The organism is Streptomyces sp. NBC_00597 (assembly GCF_041431095.1).
GTDB lineage: Bacteria > Actinomycetota > Actinomycetes > Streptomycetales > Streptomycetaceae > Streptomyces.
On sequence record NZ_CP107757.1, the window covers coordinates 3,661,570 to 3,682,747 of the forward strand.

Below are 21,178 nucleotides of genomic sequence, written 5' to 3' on the forward strand. Positions count from 1 at the left end.
GCGGGGGCGGACATGGCGGAGCCAGGCGGATCGGTGGTGGGGAAAACCCCCGTAAGGAGGTCGAAGACTCCCGTAGGGGGGTCAGGGCGAGCGGCGGATCAGCAGCAGGGCGCGGTCGTCGTTGACGTCCTTGGCGACCTTTTCGATCAGGTGCCAGGCGGCGCCCTCCCAGCCTGCGGCGACGTAGCGGTCGGCTTCGCCGGTGAGCCGGTCGATGCCCTCGCTGATGTCGCGGTCGGCGGTCTCGACCAGGCCGTCCGTGAAGAGCATGAGGACGTCGCCGCGGCGCAGGTTGCCGCGGGCGGGTTCGAACTCGGCGCCGTCGTAGACGCCGAGCAGCGGGCCCTCGCCGGACTTCTCCTGCCAGCGGCCGGTGCCCGCGGAGAGCTGGAGGGCGGGCAGGTGGCCGGCGGAGAGGAGTTCGTAGTCGCCGGTCTGCAGGTCCAGGACGAGGTGGATGGAGGTGGCGAAGCCCTCGTCCCAGTCCTGGCGGAGCAGGTAGCCGTTGGCGGCGGGCAGGAAGCCGTGCGGGGGCAGGGCGCCGAGCAGGCCGCCGAACGCGCCGGACAGCAGCAGGGCGCGGGAGCCGGCCTCCATGCCCTTGCCGGAGACGTCGGTCAGGACGACCTCCAGGGTCCGGCCGCCGTTCGTGCGGGCGGCTACGACGAAGTCGCCGGAGAACGACTGGCCGCCGGCCGGGCGCAGGGCCATCTCGCGGTGCCAGCCGCGCGGCAGGGCGGGCAGCTTGCTCTGGACCCGGATGCGTTCGCGCAGGTCGAAGAGCATGGTGCCGCCGCGCCGCCACGGCACGCCGACGCGGCTGCGGAACTGCGCGATGACCAGTCCGAAGAATCCGCAGGCGGCCACGACCAGGACCGTCCCGGGAGTGACCCGGGCGGGGCCCAGGGTGTACGGCCCGAGGACCAGGGCTTCGACGATGAGGGCCGCTGCGGAGGCCGCGTACAGGGCGAGCAGGCTCGCGGGGCGCAGCAGCAGGCCGCCCGCGACGATCGGCAGGACGAGGGCGGACGGCGAGAACCAGACGGGCAGCATGAGTGTGCCGCAGGCGATCGCGGGCACGGTCAAGAGCAGTCCGGCGAAGGCGAGCCAGTCGGAGGCGTCGCCGCGGAAGTAGTCGACGGCGGATTTGCGCAGGGCTGTGCGGGCCCGGTGCGACAGCATGCGCGTCCGGGCCATGAGCGTCTCCGTGCGTGCTCCGGCCATTGCTTCGGGACCCTATCCATCCTGGCTGCGCGCGCGCAGGGGGACCCCCGGACCGGGGGGTCCCGGCTCGTCGAAAACCCTTCGACTGTGCCGGAATGTCCTGGTAAGGATGGCCGTATGGCTCTTGAGATGCGCGTATTGCAAGCCGATGAGTGGGATGTCTGGTACGACCACCTGGAACTGGCTTTCGGCGGGGTGCCGGAGTCTGCCCAGGAGCGGGAACTCTACAAGTCCCTGACGGAGTTCGGGCGCTCGCTGGGCGTCTGGGACGGCGAGGCCTGCGTCGGCTCGGCCGGCGCCTTTTCCTTCCGCCTGTCGGTGCCGGGCGGGGCGCTGGTGCCGGCGGCCGGGGTCACGATGGTGGGGGTCGCGCCCACGCACCGCCGCCGCGGGGTGCTCACGTCGATGATGCGGCGCCAGCTGGACGACGTCCGGGCGGGTGGCGAGCCGCTCGCCGTGCTGACCGCCTCGGAGCCGGCTATCTACGGGCGTTTCGGCTACGGCACCGCGACGTACGAGCTGTCCGTGAGCGTCGATACCGCACGCGTACGGCTGTCGGTGCCGCCGGGGACGGACGAGGTGCGGCTGCGGCTCGTCGATCCGCTGAAGGCGCTGCCGGACTGCGAGCAGGTGTACGCGGCACTGGTCGCCCGGAGGCCCGGCATGCCGGCGCGGCAGCCCGGTTGGGAGCGGGTGGTGGTGCTGGACCCCGAGTCGGGGCGCGGGGGCGCTTCGCCGCTGAAGTGCGTGGTGGCGGAGCGGGCGGACGGCGAGGTGGCCGGGTACGCGCGCTACCGGGTCAGGGCCGACTGGGAGGCGCACGGTCCGGAGGGCAAGGTCGAGGTGGCCGATCTCGATGCGCTGGACCCTGCGGCGACGGCCGCGCTGTGGCGCTACCTCTTCGAGATCGACCTGACCTCCACGGTACGGGCCCGCAAGCGGCCGGCGGACGATCCGCTGCTCCACCTGGTCAGCGACGTGCGGCGGGCGCAGCCGAGCCTGCGCGACTCGCTGCACCTGCGGCTGGTGGACCTGCCGGCGGCCCTGGAGGCACGAACGTACGGCGCCCCCCTGGACGTGGTGCTGGACGTCGAGGACGCGTTCTGCCCGTGGAACGAGGGGCGCTGGCGGCTCGTCGCCGGTGCGGACGGCTCGGTGGGCTGCACTCGGACCGCGGACCCGGCGGACCTGGAGCTGTCGATACGGGAGCTGGGCTCGGCGTACCTCGGCGGGATCACCCTGGCCTCCATGGCGGCGGCCGGCCGGGTGCGCGAGCTGCGCCCGGGCGCCCTGACGGCGGCCTCGCGGGCGTTCACGTCCGACGTGTCCCCCTGGCTCCCCCACGGCTTCTGACCGAAACCGCGACCGGGGGCCGGCACCGCCGCGGTCGGCCCGCCGCGGACCACCTGGCCGCGGGGCCCGTGCGGACGGCTCCCCCGGCCACCCCGTCCCGGGGCGGCCGGGGCCGGTCGGCGGGACCGGTGTTCCGCGCGGCTAGCGCTGCTGGCAGTCCGGACACCAGAACAGGTTGCGGGCCGCGAGGTCGGCGGTGCGGACCCCGGCACCGCAGATGTGGCACGGCATGTTCGCCCTGCGGTAGACGTACACCTCGCCGCCGTGGTCGTCCACGCGCGGCGGGCGGCCCATCGCCTCGGGCAGGTGTTCGTCGCGGACGGTGTCGATCCGGTTGTTCCGTACGCCCTCGCGCATCAGCACCACCAGGTCGGCCCACATGGCGTCCCATTCGCCGCGCGTGAGGTCCTTGCCCAGGCGGTACGGGTCGATGCCGTGCCGGAAGAGGACCTCGGCGCGGTAGACGTTGCCTACGCCGGCGATCACCTTCTGGTCCATCAGCAGGGCGGCGACGGTGGTGCGGGAGCGGGAGATCCGCTTCCAGGCGCGGTCCGGGTCGTCGGCCGGGCGCAGCGGGTCGGGGCCGAGCCGTTCGTGTATCGCCTTCTTCTCGGCTTCGCCGATCAGGGCGCAGGCGGTGGGGCCGCGCAGGTCGGCCCAGTGCTCCGGGTTGAGCAGCCGCAGCCGGACCGTATCCGTGGCCGGGGGCGCCGGGGCGGGGCCGAAGCCGAGCTTTCCGAACAGGCCGAGGTGGATGTGGATCCACGTGTCGCCGAGTTCCAGGAAGAGGTGCTTGCCGTGCGCCTCGGCGCCCTCCAGGTCCCGTCCGTCGAGCAGGGCCGCACTCTCGGCGAACCGGCCCTGGGGGCTGCTCACCCGGACCGGCCGCCCGGCGAACCGCTCGGTGTGGTCCTGGGCGAGGCGGTGGATCGTATGCCCCTCGGGCACGGCAGTGCTCCTACGTCTGGAAACGGCCGTGCCGCCGGAGGCTCCGGCGGCACGGCGAAGCGGAAGATCAGCCCTGCGGGTGGTGGGCCGGGATCGGGGGGAGCTCGCCGGTCTGCTCGTAGGCGGAGAGCATCTCGATGCGGCGGGTGTGGCGCTCCTCGTCGGAGTACGGGGTCGCCAGGAAGGCCTCGATGAAGCTGACGGCCTCGTCCTGCGTGTGCATCCGGCCGCCGACGGAGATCACGTTGGCGTTGTTGTGCTCACGGCCGAGCTTCGCGGTCTCGACGCTCCAGGCCAGGATGGCGCGGACGCCCTTGACCTTGTTCGCGGCGATCTGCTCGCCGTTGCCGGAGCCGCCGATGACGATGCCGAGGCCGTCGGCGTCCGCGGCGGTCTTCTCCGCGGCGCGCAGGCAGAACGGCGGGTAGTCGTCCACCGCGTCGTAGATGTGGGGCCCGCAGTCGACGGGCTCGTGGCCGTTGTTCTTGAGCCAGTCCACCAGGTGGTTCTTGAGCTCAAAGCCGGCATGGTCGGATCCGAGGTACACGCGCATGTCACGAGTGTGGCACGGGCACCCCCCACAGACCGCAGCAGGGTGTCGCGTAAGTCACTTCTAAAGCTCAAGTAAACCCAAAGAACGCAGATGGGACAGGGCGGGACCGGGGTCTTGGACGTTCGCCCCAACGCAACGATCCGGACTGAGGTCTTCCGTCCTGCGTTCATCTCAGGTTTGAATGCCCGGGCTCGCAACCCGAGAACCTAAGGATCCGTCCATGAGCTCCACGACGACCCTTCAGAAGGCAGGCGACCCGTCCGGTAACTCCGGCGACACGCAGCCCTCAGACGGTCTGAAGGCCGGTCTCAAGAACCGCCACCTGTCCATGATCGCCATTGGCGGCGTCATCGGCGCCGGCCTGTTCGTCGGCTCCGGCGGCGGTATCGCCAAGGCCGGCCCCGCCATCCTGATCTCGTACCTCCTCGTCGGCGCGATGGTCGTCTTCGTGATGCGGATGCTCGGCGAGATGGCCGCCGCCAGCCCGAACTCGGGCTCCTTCTCCGCGTACGCCGACCGCGCGCTCGGCCGCTGGGCCGGCTTCTCCATCGGCTGGCTGTACTGGTTCTTCTGGGTCGTCGTGCTCGCCGTGGAGGCGACCGCCGGTGCGAAGATCCTCGAAGGCTGGGTCCCGGCCGTCCCGCAGTGGGGCTGGGCCCTGATCGTGATGGTGGTCCTGACGATCACCAACCTCGGCTCCGTCTCCTCCTACGGCGAGTTCGAGTTCTGGTTCGCCGGCATCAAGGTCGTCGCCATCGGCGCCTTCGTGATCGTCGGCATGCTCGCCGTCTTCGGCGTGCTGCCGGGCTCGGACAACCCTGGCGCGGGCTTCGCCCACCTCACCGACGCCGGCGGCTTCATGCCGAACGGCTGGGGCTCCATCCTCACCGGTGTGCTGATGGTCGTCTTCTCCTTCATGGGCAGCGAGATCGTCACCCTGGCGGCCGGCGAGTCCGAGGACCCGCGCCGCGCGGTCACCAAGGCCACCAACTCGGTGATCTGGCGCATCGGCGTCTTCTACTTGGGCTCGATCTTCATCGTCCTCACCCTGCTGCCGTGGAACGACAAGTCGATCGTCGACAAGGGCTCGTACGTCGCCGCCCTGGACTCCATCGGCATCGCGCACGCCGGCCAGATCATGAACGTGATCGTCCTGACCGCCGTGCTGTCCTGCCTGAACTCGGGCATGTACACGGCCTCCCGCATGGCGTTCTCGCTGGGCGAGCGCGGTGACGCGCCCAAGGTCTTCTCCAAGGTCAACAAGCGGGGCGTGCCCACGGCCGCGATCCTGGGCTCGGTGGTCTTCGGCTTCGCCGCCGTCTACTTCAACTACAGCTCCCCGGACACCGTCTTCAGCTTCCTGCTGAACTCCTCGGGTGCGATCGCGCTCTTCGTGTGGCTGGTCATCTGCCTGACGCAGCTGCGGATGCGCAAGATCCTGGTGCGCGAGGCGCCGGACAAGCTCACGGTCAAGATGTGGCTCTTCCCGTACCTGACGTGGGCCACCGCCGGCATGATCACCTTCGTCCTGGCCTACATGGTCTACGACAAGGACAACCGCGAGACGGTCATGCTGTCGCTGCTGGTCGCCGCCGTCGTGCTGGCCATCGGCGTCGTGCGCGACATGCGCCGCAAGGCCGCCGAGCGCGCCTAGTCGAACATGCACGGCAGCCCCGGACCACACGGTGGTCCGGGGCTGCCGTGCTTGCCGCCTGTCACCGCGGCCGTGCGGGCGCTACTTGCGGCCGACGAGCTTCCACGTGGCGGGCAGCAGGCCCATCGCCAGCGCGGCCTTGAGCGCGTCGCCGATCAGGAACGGGGTCAGGCCCGCCGCGACGGCCGCGCCGAAGGACATCCCGGTGGACAGCGCCAGGTACGGCACGCCCACCGCGTAGATCAGCGCGGAGCCCAGCACCATCGTGCCCGCCGTGCGCAGGACGGAGCGGTCGGCGCCACGACGGGCCAGGGCGCCCACGACGGTGGCGGCGAGCAGCATGCCGAGCACGTAGCCGAAGGAGGCGCCGCCCGCGCCGGAGGTGCCGCCCGCGCCGGAGGTGCCGCCCGCGAACCACGGCATGCCCGCCATGCCGGCGAGCGCGTAGAGGGCGAGCGAGAGGAAGCCGCGGCGGGCACCGAAGGCGGTGCCGACCAGCAGGGCCGCGAAGGTCTGGCCGGTGACCGGGACCGGGGAGCCGGGGACGGGCACCGAGATCTGCGCGGCGAGGCCGGTCAGCGCGGCTCCGCCGACGACGAGCGCGATGTCGCGGACGCGGCTCGCGGGCAGCAGGTCGGCGAGGACGGCGCCGGGGCGGAAGGAGACGGAAGCAGTGCTCATCGGAGGCTCCGCGGAGTGAGGGTGACGGGACGATCACCGACGCTAGTGCGCGGCCGGGCGCCGCCCCACCTCCGGCCGGGACAAAGCCCTACTCACCGGTTTGGTGGGGAGTGCACAAAGGGGCGGGTCCACACCCGAGGGGGAGTGATCCGCGTCACGAGCCAGATTCAGACAACACGTCCGTTTTGCGCGGATGGGCGCCGTACGGCGAGACTGTAGGGTCCCGCCAATCCAATGCGGAGCCCCCACCGCCGCTGCCGAGCACGAGAGTACGAGCATCCACTCATGCGCGACCGCTTGCCCACCACTCCTCCAACCGGACCTACCGGGCCCGACCTGCCGGTGGAACCCCTCAGCCACAGCCTCAAGCAGCGCCACCTGACCATGCTGGGCCTCGGCGGCGTGATCGGCGCCGGGCTGTTCGTCGGCTCCGGCGCCGGCATCGGTATCGCCGGGCCCGCGATCATCTGCTCCTACCTGCTCGCGGGGGCCCTCGCCATGCTGGTGATGCGCGCGCTCGGCGAGATGTCGGCGGCGATGCCGGCCTCCGGCTCGTTCTCGGTGTACGCGGAGCGGGCGCTGGGGCGCTGGGCCGGCTTCTCGGCGGGCTGGCTCTACTGGTTCCTGCTGGTCGTGGTGCTGGCGGTGGAGGCCACCGGCGCGGCGAAGATCGCGAACGGCTGGCTGCCCTCGGTCGACCAGTGGGTCTGGGTGCTGATCTTCATGGTGGTCTTCACCGTGAGCAACCTGGCCGCCGTGAAGAACTTCGGCGAGTTCGAGTTCTGGTTCGCGGCCCTCAAGGTCGGCGCGATCGTCCTGTTCCTGATCCTCGGCACCCTCGCGATCTTCGGCCTGCTCCCCGACACCGACCCGGTCGGCATGGCCAACCTCACCGGTCACGGCGGCTTCTCCCCCGCGGGCTTCGGCGGGGTGGTCGCCGGCATGCTCGCCGTCATCTTCGCCTTCGGCGGCCTGGAGGTCGTCACCATCGCGGCCGCCGAGTCCGACGACCCGGCCAAGTCAGTGGCCCGCGCGGTGCGCAGCGCCGTGTGGCGCATCCTCTTCTTCTACGTCGGCTCGATGCTGGTCATCGTGACCCTGCTGCCGTGGCACTCGCTGGAGCCGGGGCAGAGCCCGTACGTCGCGGTCCTGGACTCGATCGGCATCCCGGCGGCCGGCCAGATCATGAACATCGTGGTGTTCGTGGCGCTGCTCTCCGCGCTCAACGCCAACCTGTACGGCTCCTCGCGCATGGTGTTCTCGCTGGCCGAGCGCGGCGAGGCGCCCGGGGCACTGCTGAACGTGTCGGGCGGCGGCGTGCCGCGCCGGGCCGTCTTCGCGTCGGTGGCCTTCGGTTTCGTGTCGGTGGTGCTGAACCTGCTGTGGCCGGACACGGTCTTCCTCTACATGCTCAACGCGGTCGGCGCGGTACTGCTGTTCGTGTGGGCGCTGATCGCGGTCTCCCAGCTGAGGCTGCGCCGCACGCTGGAGCGGGACATGCCGGAGCGGCTGACGCTGCGGATGTGGTGCTTCCCGTACCTGACGTGGGCGGCGCTGCTCGGCATGGCGGCGGTGCTGGTTCTGATGCTGTTCGACGACTCGGCGCGGCCCCAGCTGCTGTGGTCCGCGGGTGCGGCGGCCGCCGTGCTGGTGGTGGCGTGGGTGCGGGAGGTCCGGGCACCGAAGGCGTGATCGCGCGGATGCGATGACGGAGCAGGCCCCCGCGCCGGACGCGCGGGGGCCTGCGGTGTGTTCGGGGGCCCTCAGGTCCGCAGGTACGAGGCGCCGTTGACGTCGAGGACGGTGCCCGAGCTCCAGGCCGCCGCGGGCGAGGCGAGGTGGAGGACCGCGGCGGCGACCTCTTCGGGGGTGCCGACCCGGCCGAAGGGGCTCTGGGCGCGGATGCGTTCGCCCTCCTGGCCGTCGAGCCGGCCGGCGACCCGTTCGGTGGCCACGAAGCCGGGTGCGACGGCCGCGACCGCGATGCCGTGCGGGGCCAGGGAGACGGCGAGGGACTGGCCGAGGGCGTGCAGGGCCGCCTTGGTGGCGCCGTACGCCGGGTGGTCGGGCTCACCACGGAAGGCGCCGCGGGAGCCGATGTTGACGACGCGGCCCGCACGGCCGCCGTCGATCATGCGGCGGGCGACGCAGTGCATGAGGTTGGCGGCGCCGAACAGGTTGACCTCGGCGGTGTGCTGCCAGGCCTCCTGCCAGTCGGCGTACGAGGTGGTGGGCAGCGGGTGCGCGACCATGACGGCGGCGTTGTTGACCAACACGTCCACACCGTCCAGCGCGTCCTCGGCCGCGGCGGCCAGGTCAGCCACCTGTGCGGGGTCGGCGAGGTCCCCGGTGAGCAGGACGTGCCCGTCCCCGGGCAGCTCGGCGAGGGTCCGTTCGGCGTCGGCCCGGCGGGCGGTGCAGTGCACGGCGACCCTGTCGCCCTGGCGGGCGAAGGCGGTGGCGACGGCCCGGCCGATGCCCCGGGAGGCTCCGGTGACCAGTACGCCCCGGCCCGTCGCCGCCAATTCCCGTATGCCGTGGTCCATTCGGCCCCCTGCCGCGTCTTGGGTGTCTTGTCGCGAGCGTACGGGGGCGATCACCGATGGTCATCCCGTTGTCCGAATAACGGACGTCCGGCGTCCGATGATCGGACAAAGGTGAGACTGGGGCACTTCCTCCCGTCCACCCGCACACCGGACAGGCAACACCTCCATGAGCCAGACCTCCACCGCGCCCCGCGCCCAGGACGCGCCGCCCCCGGGCGGCGCCGGATCCGGAACCGGATCCCCCCTCGGCAACGGCCTCAAGCAGCGCCACCTCTCGATGATCGCCCTCGGCGGGGTCATCGGCGCCGGGCTCTTCGTGGGTTCCGGCGCCGGCATCGCCGCCGCCGGCCCCTCGATCGTGATCGCGTACGCCGCGTCCGGGCTGCTCGTGATGTTCGTGATGCGGATGCTCGGCGAGATGTCCGCCGCGAACCCCGCTTCCGGCTCCTTCTCCGTGCACGCGGACCGGGCGATCGGCCCCTGGGCCGGGTTCACCGCCGGCTGGATGTTCTGGACGCTGCTGTGCGTGGGCGTGGCCATCGAAGCGATCGGCGCGGCGCACATCATGACCGGCTGGTTCCCCGGCACGGCGTCCTGGATGTGGGTGCTGGTCTTCATGGCGCTGTTCTGCGGCACCAACCTGGCCGCCGTCTCCCACTTCGGCGAGTTCGAGTTCTGGTTCGCCGCGCTCAAGATCGGTGCGATCGCGCTGTTCCTGGGCTTGGGCGTACTGGCCGTCATGGGGCTGTTGCCCGGCACCTCCTCCCCCGGCGCCGCCAATCTGGTGCACGACGGCGGGTTCCTGCCCAACGGCACGCAGGGCCTCCTGGTCGGACTGCTCGCCTCGGTCGTCGCGTACGGCGGCCTGGAGACGGTGACCATCGCGGCCGCCGAGTCGGACAACCCCGTCAAGGGCGTGGCCCGGGCCGTGAAGACCACCATGTGGCGGATCGCGATCGTCTACGTCGGCTCCATGCTGGTCATCGTCACGCTGCTGCCGTGGAACGACCCGGCGGTGGCCGAGGAGGGCCCGTACGCGGCCGCCCTGGACCACCTGGGCATCCCGGCCGCCGGCGAGATCATGAACGTGGTCATCCTGATCGCCCTGCTGTCGGCGATGAACGCCAACGTCTACGGCTCCTCGCGCATGGCCTACTCGCTCGTCTCGCGAGGCCAGGGCCCGAAGGCGCTCGGCAAGGTCAGCGGCCGGGTGCCGCGGCGCGCGGTGCTCGCCTCCTGCGGGTTCGGCTTCGTCACCGTGCTGCTGTCCTACTGGTACCCGGACACCCTGTTCGCCTGGCTGCTGAACATGGTCGGCGGGGTCATCCTCGTCGTCTGGGGCTTCATCGCCGTCTCGCAGTTCGTCCTGCGGCGCCGGATGGAGCGGGAGGCTCCCGAGAAGCTCGTCGTGAAGATGTGGGGCTTCCCGTACCTGACCTGGGTGGCGCTGGCCGGGGTGGCCGGGGTGCTGGTCCTGATGGTGCTGGGTGAGGACACCCGGGTCCAGGTGGTCTTCACCGGCGGCCTCACCCTCACCCTCGCGGCGACCGGCTACGTGATGCAGCGTCGGGCGGCGGCCCGCGCCTGACCGGCACGCTCACGACGAAGGCGCTCCCCGTGCACGGCGCGGGGGGCGCCTTCGTCGTGCACGGACGCGTCAGGTGACCCTTGCGTGATCACAGGAATAGATACTGCTAGCGTGCAGTTGCGCATTGATTGCAATAAGCAGTTGGCACGCTGAGGGGACCGGATAACACGCATGGCCATCTACACGCTTCCTGAGCTTCCGTACGACTACGCGGCGCTGGAGCCGGTGATCAACCCGCAGATCATCGAGCTGCACCACGACAAGCACCACGCGGCCTACGTCGCGGGCGCCAACACCACGCTGGAGCAGCTGGAAGAGGCGCGCGACAAGGAGAACTGGGGCGCGCTGAACGGCCTGGAGAAGAACCTGGCCTTCCACCTCTCCGGCCACATCCTGCACAGCATCTACTGGCACAACATGGCCAGCCCGAAGACCGGCGAGGGCGGCGGCGAGCCCGCCGCCGCGGACGGCATCGGCGAACTCGCGGACGCCATCGCCGAGTCCTTCGGCTCCTTCGCCAAGTTCAAGAAGCAGCTGACCTTCGCGTCCTCCGCGACGCAGGGCTCCGGCTGGGGCGTGCTCGCGTACGAGCCGGTCAGCGGTCGCCTGATCGTCGAGCAGATCTACGACCACCAGGGCAACGTGGGCGCCGCGAGCACCCCGATCCTGGTCTTCGACGCCTGGGAGCACGCCTTCTACCTGCAGTACAAGAACCAGAAGGTGGACTTCATCGAGGCCATGTGGAACGTCGTCAACTGGCAGGACGTGGCCAAGCGCTACGCGGACGCCAAGGCGAACACCCCGCTGCTGATCCCCGCCAAGGGCTGATCGCCGCCCCCGAGCCGTCCGCCTCGTGATCGTCTTCTCAGCCTTCGCGTGCGGACGTGTCCAACGGAAGACCCCCGCAAGGACGTGACTTGCGGGGGTCTTCTGCGTCCCAGGAGCCGGCGGCGGACCGGCCGGGAGGCCTACTCGAAGCTCGGGCCCTTGGTGCGGGTGCGCTTGATCTCGTAGAAGCCGGGGGTGGCGGCGACCAGCAGGGTGCCGTCCCACAGCCGGGCGGCGGCCTCGCCGCGCGGGGTGGGCGTGACGACGGGCCCGAAGAAGGCCACGTCGTCGCCCTCGGCGCCGGGTACGGAGATCACCGGGGTGCCGACCTCCTGGCCGACGCGGTCGATCCCGTCGTTGTGGGAGTCGCGCAGCACCTGGTCGTACTCGTCGGAGTCGGCGTAGGCGAGCAGCTCGGCGGGCAGGCCGACCTCGGCCAGCGCCTCGGCGATGACCTCGCGCGTCGCACCCTTGTCCTCGTTGTGGATCCGGGTGCCGAGCGCGGTGTAGAGCTTGCCGGTGATCTCGTCACCGTGCTTCTGCTGGGCCGCGATGACCACGCGGACCGGGGCCCAGCCCTTGGGGCCGAGGATTTCGCGGTAGCGCTCGGGCAGCTCTTCGAGCTTGTTCTCGTTGAGGACGGCGAGGCTCATCACGTGCCAGCGCACCTCGACGTCGCGGACCTTCTCGACCTCCAGCATCCAGCGGGACGTCATCCAGGCCCAGGGGCAGAGCGGGTCGAACCAGAAATCGACCGGGGTCTTCTCGCGCACCTGGGTGTCGGCCATGTCTCTCCTCGGAGTCGCGCGGGTATCGGTGGTCCTGTTCCTCCTCGCCAACCAGGCCAGGACCTCCCGCATTCCCCCGTGCGAGGATTCGATCAGGTATCGCGATCACGCACGAAGGAGTGCACGTGCCCGGAGAGAATCTGTCCCGTGACGAGGCCCGCGAGCGGGCGGAGCTGCTGTCCGTCGACGGGTACGAGGTCGTCCTCGACCTGAGGTCCGCCGTGGACACGGCGGAACCGGCCGAGGGCCCCCGGACCTTCCGCTCGGTGACCACGATCCGCTTCCGGGCCGCGGCCCCCGGCTCGGCCACCTTCGCCGACCTCGTCGCCCCGTCGGTGAACTCCGTCACCCTCAACGGGCGCGCACTGGACCCGGCAGCCGTCTTCGACGGGGCGCGGATCGCGCTGACCGGGCTGGACTCCGAGAACGTCCTCGTGGTGGACGCGAACTGCGCGTACAGCCGGACGGGCGAGGGCATGCACCGCTTCGTCGACCCGGAGGACGGCGAGGTCTACCTCTACACGCAGTACGAGCCGGCCGACGCCCGCCGGGTGTACGCGAACTTCGAGCAGCCCGACCTGAAGGCGCCCTACCGCTTCGAGGTGACGGCGCCGGAGGGCTGGCACGTCTGGAGCAACGGGGCGGAGGAGTCCCGCGAGGGCCAGACCCGGCGCTTCGCCGAGACCGCGCCGATCTCCACGTACATCACCTGCGTGGTGGCCGGCCCGTACCACTACGTGACGGACACCTACACGCGCGGGGACCTGACGATCCCGCTGGGTGCGATGTGCCGCAAGGGGCTGGCCAAGCACTTCGACGCGGACGACGTCTTCCTCGTCACCAAGCAGGGCTTCGACTTCTTCCACGAGCACTTCGACTACCCGTACCCCTTCGGGAAGTACGACCAGGCCTTCGTGCCGGAGTACAACCTGGGCGCGATGGAGAACCCGGGGATGGTCACCTTCCGCGAGGAGTACATCTTCCGCGGGAAGGTGACGCGGGCCGCGTACGAGCGCCGCTGCAACACGATCCTGCACGAGATGGCCCACATGTGGTTCGGCGACCTCGTCACCATGAAGTGGTGGGACGACCTGTGGCTGAAGGAGTCCTTCGCGGACTTCATGGGCTCCTTCTCGCAGGTGGAGGCGACCCGCTTCGACCAGGCGTGGGTGACGTTCGCCAACAACCGCAAGGCGTGGGCGTACCGGGCCGACCAGCTGCCCTCCACGCACCCGATCACGGCCGACATCCGTGACCTTGAGGACGCGAAGCTCAACTTCGACGGCATCACGTACGCCAAGGGCGCGGCGGTGCTCAAGCAGCTGGTCGCGTACGTCGGCCGGGACGCGTTCCTGGAAGGCGCGCGGCGCTACTTCAAGGCCAACGCGTACGGGAACACCACGCTGGACGACCTGCTGTCGGTCCTCGCGGAGGTCTCCGGACGGGACATGGCCGAGTGGTCGCGGGCATGGCTCCAGACGGCGGGCGTGAACGTGCTGACGCCGGTGGTGACGTACGACGCGGGCGGCCGGGTGACCGAGCTGGCGGTGGTCCAGGAGGGCAAGGAGCTCCGCCCGCACCGGGTCGCGGTCGGCCTGTACCGGCTGGAGGACGGCTCGCCGGTGCGCTACGCGCGGGCCGAGGCGGACGTGGCGGGCGTGCGGACGGTCGTGGCGGAGCTGGCCGGGCAGGAGCGTCCCGATCTGGTGCTGGTCAACGACGACGACCTCACCTACTGCAAGATGCGCTTCGACGAGGGCTCGCTGGAGACGCTGCGGCAGCGGCTCGGGAACGTGGCCGATCCGCTGGCGCGGGCGCTGTGCTGGTCGGCGCTGTGGAACCTGACGCGGGACGGCCTGATGCCGGCGCGGGACTTCGTGGCCCTGGTGCTGGCCCACGCCGGCCGCGAGACGGACGTCGGCGTGCTCCAGATGCTGCACTCGCAGGCGCTGACCGCGGTCACGCACTACGCGGCGGCCGACTGGCGCGAGCAGGGCGGCCGGGTGCTGTCGGCGGTCGCGCTCCAGGAGCTGCGGCGGGCGGAGCCGGGGTCCGAGCACCAGCTGACCTGGGCCCGCTTCTTCGCGGCGGGCGCGGCGACGGAGGGCGACTTCCAGCTGCTGCTGGGGCTGCTGGACGGGTCGGCGCGGATCGACGGGCTGGAGGTGGACCAGGAGCTGCGGTGGGACTTCCTGCTGCCGCTGGCCGCGCACGGCGCGGTGGACGAGGCCGTGCTGACGGCCGAACTGGTGCGGGACGACACGGCGTCGGGCAAGCGGCACCAGGTGCGGTGCTTGGCGGCGCGGCCGTCCGAGGCGGTCAAGGACCAGGCGTGGGCGGCGGTGGTCGAGTCGGACGCGCTGTCGAACGCGTTGGTGGAGGCGACGATCGCCGGTATGCAGCAGTCTTCGCAGCGGGCGCTTCTGGCGCCTTACGCGGAGCGCTACTTCACGGTGATCGAGCGGATCTGGTCGGAGCGCTCCATCCAGATCGGCATGCACGTGGTGAAGGGGCTGTACCCGTCCCTGGAGGACTCCGAGGCGACGCTCGCCGCCACGGACGCCTGGCTCTCCGCGCACGACGGCGCCGCCCCGGCACTGCGCCGCCTGGTGCTGGAGGCCCGTGACGACCTGGCCCGCGCGCTGCGTGCGCAGGCCTGCGACGCGGCCGCCGCCGAGGCCTCCACAGCGGTCTAGGACGCGCCCCGGCGGGGCTGGTCCGCCAGCCCCGCCGGAGGAGGCGAACGACGGTATCGGCTTTCGAACGGCCGTACTTTAGTGCGGTCTTGTCCGGATTTGTCGACGGGAACGTAACAGGGGTTAGCGGGGCCGGGGCGAGCGGGAATCTCCGCCGCATGAACCACAACGCGCCCCTCCCCCTCGCCCACCTCACCGGCAGCCGCCCCCGCGTCATGAGCCTCGCCCAGCTCCGCGAGCACGGCGTCAGCGCCTCCGACGTCGCCGAACGGCCCTGGCAGGAGATCCTGCCGGGGGTGTTCCTGCTCCACCCCGGCGCCGCGACCAGCGAGGAGCGCCTGCACGCCGCCCTGCTGTACGCGTGCCGCCGCGGCGGCGGCGGCGAAGCCATGGTCACCGGGCTCGCGGCCCTCGCCCTGTACCGGTTCGCCTCCGCGCCCGCGCTGCCCGCCCTCACGCAGATCGACGTGCTGGTGCCGCACACCCGCCGGCTCCGCTCCGTCGGCACCGTGCGGATCGTGCGCACGCACACCCCGCCCCACCCGCAGGAGGTGACCGGGCTGCCCGTCGCCCCCGTGGCCCGGGCCCTGGCCGACGCGGTCGGGCAGCTCGACGACGCCGGCACCGTACGCCGTCTGCTCAGCGAGGCCGTGCGCGGCGGGCACTGCGAACCCGCCGCCGTCGTACGGGAGCTGACGGTGGCCCGGCTGCTGAACCGCCCCCACGTCGTGGACGCCGTCGAGTCCCTGCTCGCGGAGGGCCGGGCCATCGCCGAGGACCGGCTGTACCAGCTCGTACGGGGCCACGAGCTCCCCGAGCCCGTCTGGAACGTGGACCTGCGGCTGCCCGGCGGCCCGCACCTGGGCGGGGTCGACGCGTTCTGGCCGGAGCAGAGCGTCGCCCTGGAGATCGACACCCGCGCGCCGCGGCAGGGCGAGGACGAGGAGTTCTCGGAGGCCGTCCGCAAGCGGGAGAGCCTGGAGCGGCTCGGGGTGACCGTCCTGCACATCACCCCGCGCAAGCTCCGCGACTGGCCCGAGCAGCAGGCCGCGGTCGTGCGGACCGCCCTGACGGCCTCCGCGGACGGCGAGCCCGCCGCCTACCTGGTCGTACTGCCCCGGTGAGGCGCCAGCGCCGGGTTGGCCGGCGAGTACTCCGGGGTGCTCCAGCGCAGCCGCCCGGGGTGCAGGCTCTCCACCACCGAGTCGATGCGGAAGCGGATGCTGCGGCTGCCGTCCGGGCCGAAGCCGGTCCGGGCCCGCCCGCTGAGCTGGAGCACCGCCCCGCTCTCCCAGTCGGGGAACAGCAATGCGGCCCGCGGATCCGCGGTGAGGTTGCCCAGGGTGAGGAACATGGCGTTGCCCGGATAGTCCGGCCAGGACAGCTCGATCGGCGAGAGCACCTCGACGAAGCCCGGCATCCCGCCCCGGTGGCTGGCGTCGGCCCCGCCCTCGGCGGTGGTGGCGACGAAGAAGGTGTCGGCGGCCCGGACGGTCCGCTCCTGGTCGGGGGTGAGCGCACCCCCGAGCCGCACGACACCGGCCCCTTCGGCGACCAGTTCCAGCGGCTGCCGCTTCTGCAGGTACTTGGGGCAGTTGGCGAAGACCCGTTCGGCCGCGACCGCGAACCCGCCCGCCGTCACCTCCAGGGTCCCGCCCAGCCGCATCCGGCGCCGGGTGCGCGGGTCGACGGCGATGGTCCCGACCCGGGTGCCCTCCGTGGCCAGGGCCTCGGCGAGGGGGTCCCCGGCGGGCAGTCCGCCGTCGACCGCCATCCGGTGCGGACCGGCGGCCCGTACGAAACCGGGCGCGGCGGTGAGCAGCGAGGCCCACAACCGGCCCGTCGCGTCGGCGGCGCCGACGACCAGGTGCGGCTGCCGCTCAAGGAAGGCCGCGGCGCCTTCCCCGATGTCCGTGCCGATCGAGCGGCCGACGTGCTCGGCGAGCTCGCGCACGCCGACGCGTTCCTGCACGGCCAGCGAGCCCCAGTGGTACCGCCCCATGACGCCGCCTCCCGTCACCGACCCACAGACCTAACCTTCTAAGTCAACTTTAGAGGTTAGGCCCGTCGACGTCAAACCGGTCACGTAACCTTGAGGGGTTAGTAGGCGCGCGCAGAGGAGCGACGAGATGGCGACAGAGGCGGCGGATCCCCGCCCCCTGACGGGCGAGCCGGTCTCCCTGGACCTGCTGAATACGCGGTGGACGCAGGACGGCGAGAGCGTCGACCTCTTCGCCGGCGCCTTCGGGCTGACCCGCATCGAGGGGCTCGCGATCTGGCTGCGCAGCACCGGGCTGGCCGACCGCTTCCGCGCCGACGCCGCGACCCTCGTCCACCTGCTGACCGCCCGCGAGGCGCTCGCCCGCGCGGTCGCGGACCCGGCCGACGAGAGCGCGCGCGCCCTGGTCGACGCCGTCCTGGAGCACGGCCGGATCCGGGCCACGCTGACCGCCGAAGGCCCGGGCGAGCGCACCGAGTTCGAGGACCCGACCTGGGGTCCGGCCTGGACGGCCGCCCGCGACTACCTGGAGCTCCTGGGCACCACGCCCGAGCGGATCCGCACGTGCGCCTCCGAGACGTGCGTGCTGCACTTCCACGACACCTCGCGCAACGGCACCCGACGGTGGTGCTCGATGTCCGTGTGCGGAAACCGGGCGAAGGCCTCGCGGCACTACGCGCGCACGCGCGTGCGCTGAGGAACCGGAAGTTGTCACACCCGACCTGAGACCGGACACCGCGCCTTCCTCGCAATGAGGTCGGGAAGTCGATAAATCAACTCTTCAACCCCTGTGATTCGCACGCGTACGCCCCGGTACGGCCTCGATGGCGCATGGTCTGACCTGGCGAGAGTCCGCCATGTCAGGTCTCGGTCAATGACAACGCTCCCCAAACAGCTGTCACTTGCGCAAAGCTGACCGGTCATCCGGCACCGAAATCCGGACCGTATCTTTCACTTATCCAGGGATGCTGATGACCCTCGAATCCCCCAGCTCCATATCCGGGGCCAGACGCGTCGCGCGCGTCGCGGCCGCGGCCGGCCTGGTCGCCGCGCTGGCGACCGCGGGCGCGATGCCCGTGTTCGCGGCGACGGGCACCGGAAGCGGCACCCCGGGCACCGGCCCGGCGGTCAAGTCCGCGGACCAGAAGATGGGTTCGGCGGACGCCGAGCTGCTCCAGGAGGCCAAGGCCAAGGGTGACGCGACCGTCACCGTCATGGTGGCCACCGCCCCCGGTCAGACCAAGCAGGTCGCGGACCAGCTCACCGCGGTCCAGGGCGCCTCGGTCGGCCAGACCAACGACAAGCTCGGCTACGTGCGCGCCACGCTGCCCACCGGCAAGGCCGAGGCCGCGCTGAAGGCCGCCGCCAAGCTGTCCTCGGTGCACGCCATGGACCTCAAGCACGAGATCCAGCTGTCGGACCCGCGCCCCGACGGCGGGAAGGACTCGGGCTCGGCGAAGAAGACCGCCTCCGAGACCTACCCCGGTCCGGACAAGAACACCCCCGCGAAGAACCCGTACAACCCGTCCTTCGAGACCGGTGCGGTGGACTTCGTCGCCAAGAACCCGCAGGCCGACGGCCGCGGCGTGACCATCGGCATCCTGGACTCGGGCGTCGACCTCGGCCACCCGGCGCTCCAGAAGACCACCACTGGTGAGCGCAAGATCGTCGACTGGGTCACCGCGACCGACCCGATCACCGACAACGACGCCACCTGGCGCGCGCAGATCACCCCGGTCACGGCCACGGGCGGCACCTTCAGCGCGGGCGGCCAGAGCTGGAAGGCCCCGGAGGGCTCGTACCAGTGGAGCCGCTTCAGCGAGTCGATCACCGCCACGGGTGACGCGAAGGGCGACGTCAACCGGGACGGGGACACCACCGACCGGTTCGGCATGCTCTACGACGCCGCCGCCGGCACCGTCCGCGTCGACACCGACCAGGACGGCGACTTCACGAACAACGAGCCGATGAAGCCGTACAAGGACGGCTACCAGATCGGCTACTTCGGCACGGACAACCCGGCGACCGACGTCGCCGAGCGCATCCCGTTCGTGATCCAGATCCGCAAGGACGTCCCGATGGACCCGCTGGGCGGGGACTGGGTCGGCAAGAAGGCCGACTTCGTCAACATCGGCATCATCGAGTCCGAGCACGGCACGCACGTCGCCGGCATCACCGCCGCCAACAGCCTCTTCGGCGGCAAGATGAACGGCGAGGCGCCCGGCGCGAAGATCGTCTCCTCGCGCGCCTGCTCCTGGTCCGGCGGCTGCACCAACGTCGCGCTGACCGAGGGCATGATCGACCTCGTCGTCAACCGCGGCGTGGACATCGTCAACATGTCCATCGGCGGCCTGCCGGCGCTGAACGACGGCAACAACGCCCGCGCCGAGCTCTACAAGAACCTCATCGACACCTACGGTGTCCAGCTCGTCATCTCGGCGGGCAACGAGGGCCCCGGTGTCAACACCATCGGCGACCCCGGTCTCGCGGACAAGGTCATCTCCGTGGGTGCCGCGGTCTCCAAGGAGACCTGGGCCGCCAACTACGGCTCCGGCGTGACGAAGAAGTACAACATGTTCCCGTTCTCCTCGCGCGGTCCGCGTGAGGACGGCGGCTTCACGCCGACCATCACCGCCCCCGGCGCGGCCATCAACACCACGCAGACCTGGCTGCCCGGCTCCCCGGTGAAGGAGTCCGGCTACAACCTGCCGGCCGGCTACTCGATGCTGCAGGGCACCTCGATGTCCTCGCCGCAGGCGACGGGCGCCAGCGCCCTGCTGCTCTCGGCCGCCAAGCAGCAGCACATGACGGTGACCCCGGCGAGCCTGCGCGTGGCGCTCACCAGCACCGCGAAGAAGATCGACGACGTCCCGGCGCACGCCCAGGGCGCGGGCCTGATCAACATCGTCGACGCGTGGGAGTCCCTCCAGCGCGGCGCCAAGGCCAACGAGTTCACCGTCAAGGCACCGGTCGACACCGCGATCGACCAGTTCCTGAAGACCCCGGGCTTCGGCACTGGCCTCTACGACCGCGAGGGCGGCCTCAAGGTCGGCCAGAAGAAGGTCTACGACGTCGTCGTCACCCGCACCACGGGCGTCAAGTACGGCACCCGGCACGACCTGAGCTGGCGCAACAACGACGGCACGTTCAAGGTCGTCGGCGGCTACGACTACGTCACGCTGCCGCTGAACAAGCCGGTCACCATCAAGGTCGAGGCCAACCCCAAGACGGCCGGCGTCCACAGCGGCATCCTGCAGCTGGACGACGAGACCACCGAGGGCATCGACAAGCAGATCCTGACCACGGTCGTCGCCTCCACCCCGCTGGCGAAGCCGTCGTTCACGATGTCGGACACCTCCTCCGTCCAGCGCAACAGCCACAAGTCGTACTTCGTCACCGTCCCGCAGGGTGCGAAGTCCCTTGAGGTCGCCCTCGGCGGTCTCAAGACGGGCAGCCAGACGCGCTTCATCTCGATCCACCCGTACGGTGTGGGCGTCGAGGACAGCGCGACGACCCAGTGCTACCCGAACTACGACAACCCGGCCAACACCTGCCGCCCCGACCTGCGTTCGTACGACAACCCGACGCCGGGCGTCTGGGAGATCGAGGTCGAGTCGCGCCGTACGTCGCCGCTGCTCGACAACCCGTTCAAGCTGGACGTCAGCGTCCTGGGCGCGGGCTTCGACCCGGCGGTCAAGGTCCTCCCCGAGGTCAAGCAGGGCACCCCGGCCCCGGTCCAGTGGACCGTGAAGAACGACGGTGCGGCCATCGCCGGCGGCAAGCTCCAGGGCGGCCCGCTCGGCTCCGCGAAGGTCGCCAAGCCGACCATCGCCAACGGCGAGACCCAGACGAGCACCGTCACCATCGGTGAGGGCGTCTCCCGCCTGGACGTGGCCATCGGCGGTGTCTCCGACACCGGTGCCGACCTCGACCTCACCATCCTCAAGGACGGCGTGAAGGTGGGCTCCTCCGCCGACGGCGACTCCGAGGAGGCCGTGACCCTACTCAACCCGGCCGCCGGTACCTACACCATCGAGGTGGCCGGTTACGCGGTTCCGTCCGGCTCCACCACCTACAACTACCGCGACGTGTACTTCTCGTCCGCCCTGGGCTCCGTCCAGGTCGACGGGGCCGCCGCGGTAAACCTCGCCAACGGCGCCTCGGCGGCCGTCACGGCGAACGTCCTCGCCTCCGCTCCGGCCCCCGAGGGCCGTCAGTTCTTCGGCGAGGTCAAGCTGCTCAACGGCCGCGGCACCGCCGCCGGCACCGGCAGCGTCCAGATCGAGAAGGTCACCCCGTAGCTCCACCGGTTCCACACCG

The 21,178-nt window shown here is 71.2% G+C and carries 16 protein-coding genes; 9 read left to right on the top strand and 7 right to left on the bottom strand.

Features of this window, described 5'->3' with window-relative positions:
- Positions 1-81 precede the first annotated feature (81 nt).
- A complete protein-coding gene (locus tag OG974_RS16335) occupies positions 82-1,197 on the bottom strand; it encodes a PP2C family protein-serine/threonine phosphatase (protein WP_371643545.1) in 1,116 nt (371 codons plus the stop codon).
- Between the two features lie 144 nt (positions 1,198-1,341).
- On the opposite strand from OG974_RS16335, the gene OG974_RS16340 reads away from it, so the two are divergent.
- On the top strand, positions 1,342-2,577 hold the full coding sequence (locus OG974_RS16340) for a GNAT family N-acetyltransferase (RefSeq protein WP_371643547.1): 1,236 nt from the start codon (positions 1,342-1,344) through the stop codon (positions 2,575-2,577).
- Positions 2,578-2,718: 141 nt separating this feature from the next.
- Here OG974_RS16340 and OG974_RS16345 read toward each other — a convergent pair whose 3' ends face one another.
- Together OG974_RS16345 and OG974_RS16350 are read right to left on the bottom strand one after the other, a co-directional pair.
- Positions 2,719-3,525: a DNA-formamidopyrimidine glycosylase family protein gene (locus tag OG974_RS16345; protein WP_327283439.1), complete on the bottom strand. Its 807-nt coding sequence runs from the start codon at positions 3,523-3,525 to the stop codon at positions 2,719-2,721.
- A 67-nt stretch (positions 3,526-3,592) separates the two neighbouring features.
- Entirely contained in the window at positions 3,593-4,078 is a 486-nt protein-coding gene (locus OG974_RS16350) for a ribose-5-phosphate isomerase (protein WP_327283440.1), read from the bottom strand.
- Positions 4,079-4,298: 220 nt separating this feature from the next.
- Between OG974_RS16350 and OG974_RS16355 the strand changes: the two genes are divergently transcribed.
- Entirely contained in the window at positions 4,299-5,732 is a 1,434-nt protein-coding gene (locus OG974_RS16355; RefSeq protein ID WP_327283441.1) for an amino acid permease, read from the top strand.
- Positions 5,733-5,813: 81 nt separating this feature from the next.
- Here the strand turns inward: OG974_RS16355 and OG974_RS16360 are convergent, their stop codons facing one another.
- A complete protein-coding gene (locus OG974_RS16360; protein ID WP_371643549.1) occupies positions 5,814-6,413 on the bottom strand; it encodes a biotin transporter BioY in 600 nt (199 codons plus the stop codon).
- A gap of 285 nt (positions 6,414-6,698) precedes the next feature.
- Between OG974_RS16360 and OG974_RS16365 the strand changes: the two genes are divergently transcribed.
- Positions 6,699-8,105, top strand: a complete 1,407-nt coding sequence (locus OG974_RS16365; protein ID WP_327283443.1) for an amino acid permease — start codon at positions 6,699-6,701, stop codon at positions 8,103-8,105.
- 71 nt (positions 8,106-8,176) lie between these two features.
- Here the strand turns inward: OG974_RS16365 and OG974_RS16370 are convergent, their stop codons facing one another.
- Complete coding sequence (locus OG974_RS16370; protein ID WP_327283444.1) at positions 8,177-8,959, bottom strand: SDR family oxidoreductase; 783 nt, start codon at positions 8,957-8,959, stop codon at positions 8,177-8,179.
- Positions 8,960-9,125: 166 nt separating this feature from the next.
- On the opposite strand from OG974_RS16370, the gene OG974_RS16375 reads away from it, so the two are divergent.
- Together OG974_RS16375 and OG974_RS16380 are read left to right on the top strand one after the other, a co-directional pair.
- Positions 9,126-10,547, top strand: coding sequence for an amino acid permease (locus OG974_RS16375; RefSeq protein ID WP_327283445.1), 1,422 nt, complete (start codon positions 9,126-9,128; stop codon positions 10,545-10,547).
- Positions 10,548-10,718: 171 nt separating this feature from the next.
- Positions 10,719-11,375 carry a superoxide dismutase gene (locus tag OG974_RS16380; RefSeq protein WP_327283446.1) on the top strand — a complete coding sequence of 219 codons (657 nt, stop codon included), beginning with the start codon at positions 10,719-10,721 and terminating at the stop codon, positions 11,373-11,375.
- A gap of 140 nt (positions 11,376-11,515) precedes the next feature.
- On the opposite strand, the gene OG974_RS16385 is transcribed toward OG974_RS16380, so the two are convergent.
- A complete protein-coding gene (locus tag OG974_RS16385; RefSeq protein WP_327283447.1) occupies positions 11,516-12,163 on the bottom strand; it encodes a DsbA family protein in 648 nt (215 codons plus the stop codon).
- Positions 12,164-12,288: 125 nt separating this feature from the next.
- Between OG974_RS16385 and pepN the strand changes: the two genes are divergently transcribed.
- Together pepN and OG974_RS16395 are read left to right on the top strand one after the other, a co-directional pair.
- Entirely contained in the window at positions 12,289-14,859 is a 2,571-nt protein-coding gene (gene pepN / locus OG974_RS16390; RefSeq protein WP_371643552.1) for an aminopeptidase N, read from the top strand.
- A 158-nt stretch (positions 14,860-15,017) separates the two neighbouring features.
- Positions 15,018-15,983: a hypothetical protein gene (locus OG974_RS16395; RefSeq protein ID WP_327283449.1), complete on the top strand. Its 966-nt coding sequence runs from the start codon at positions 15,018-15,020 to the stop codon at positions 15,981-15,983.
- Here the strand turns inward: OG974_RS16395 and OG974_RS16400 are convergent.
- Positions 15,959-16,861, bottom strand: a complete 903-nt coding sequence (locus OG974_RS16400) for a pyridoxamine 5'-phosphate oxidase family protein (protein ID WP_371643554.1) — start codon at positions 16,859-16,861, stop codon at positions 15,959-15,961. The two genes, OG974_RS16395 and OG974_RS16400, sit on opposite strands and share 25 nt — an antisense overlap.
- A gap of 127 nt (positions 16,862-16,988) precedes the next feature.
- On the opposite strand from OG974_RS16400, the gene OG974_RS16405 reads away from it, so the two are divergent.
- On the top strand, positions 16,989-17,555 hold the full coding sequence (locus tag OG974_RS16405; protein WP_327283451.1) for a CGNR zinc finger domain-containing protein: 567 nt from the start codon (positions 16,989-16,991) through the stop codon (positions 17,553-17,555).
- Between the two features lie 274 nt (positions 17,556-17,829).
- Positions 17,830-21,159, top strand: a complete 3,330-nt coding sequence (locus OG974_RS16410; RefSeq protein ID WP_328762763.1) for a S8 family serine peptidase — start codon at positions 17,830-17,832, stop codon at positions 21,157-21,159.
- Positions 21,160-21,178 lie beyond the last annotated feature (19 nt).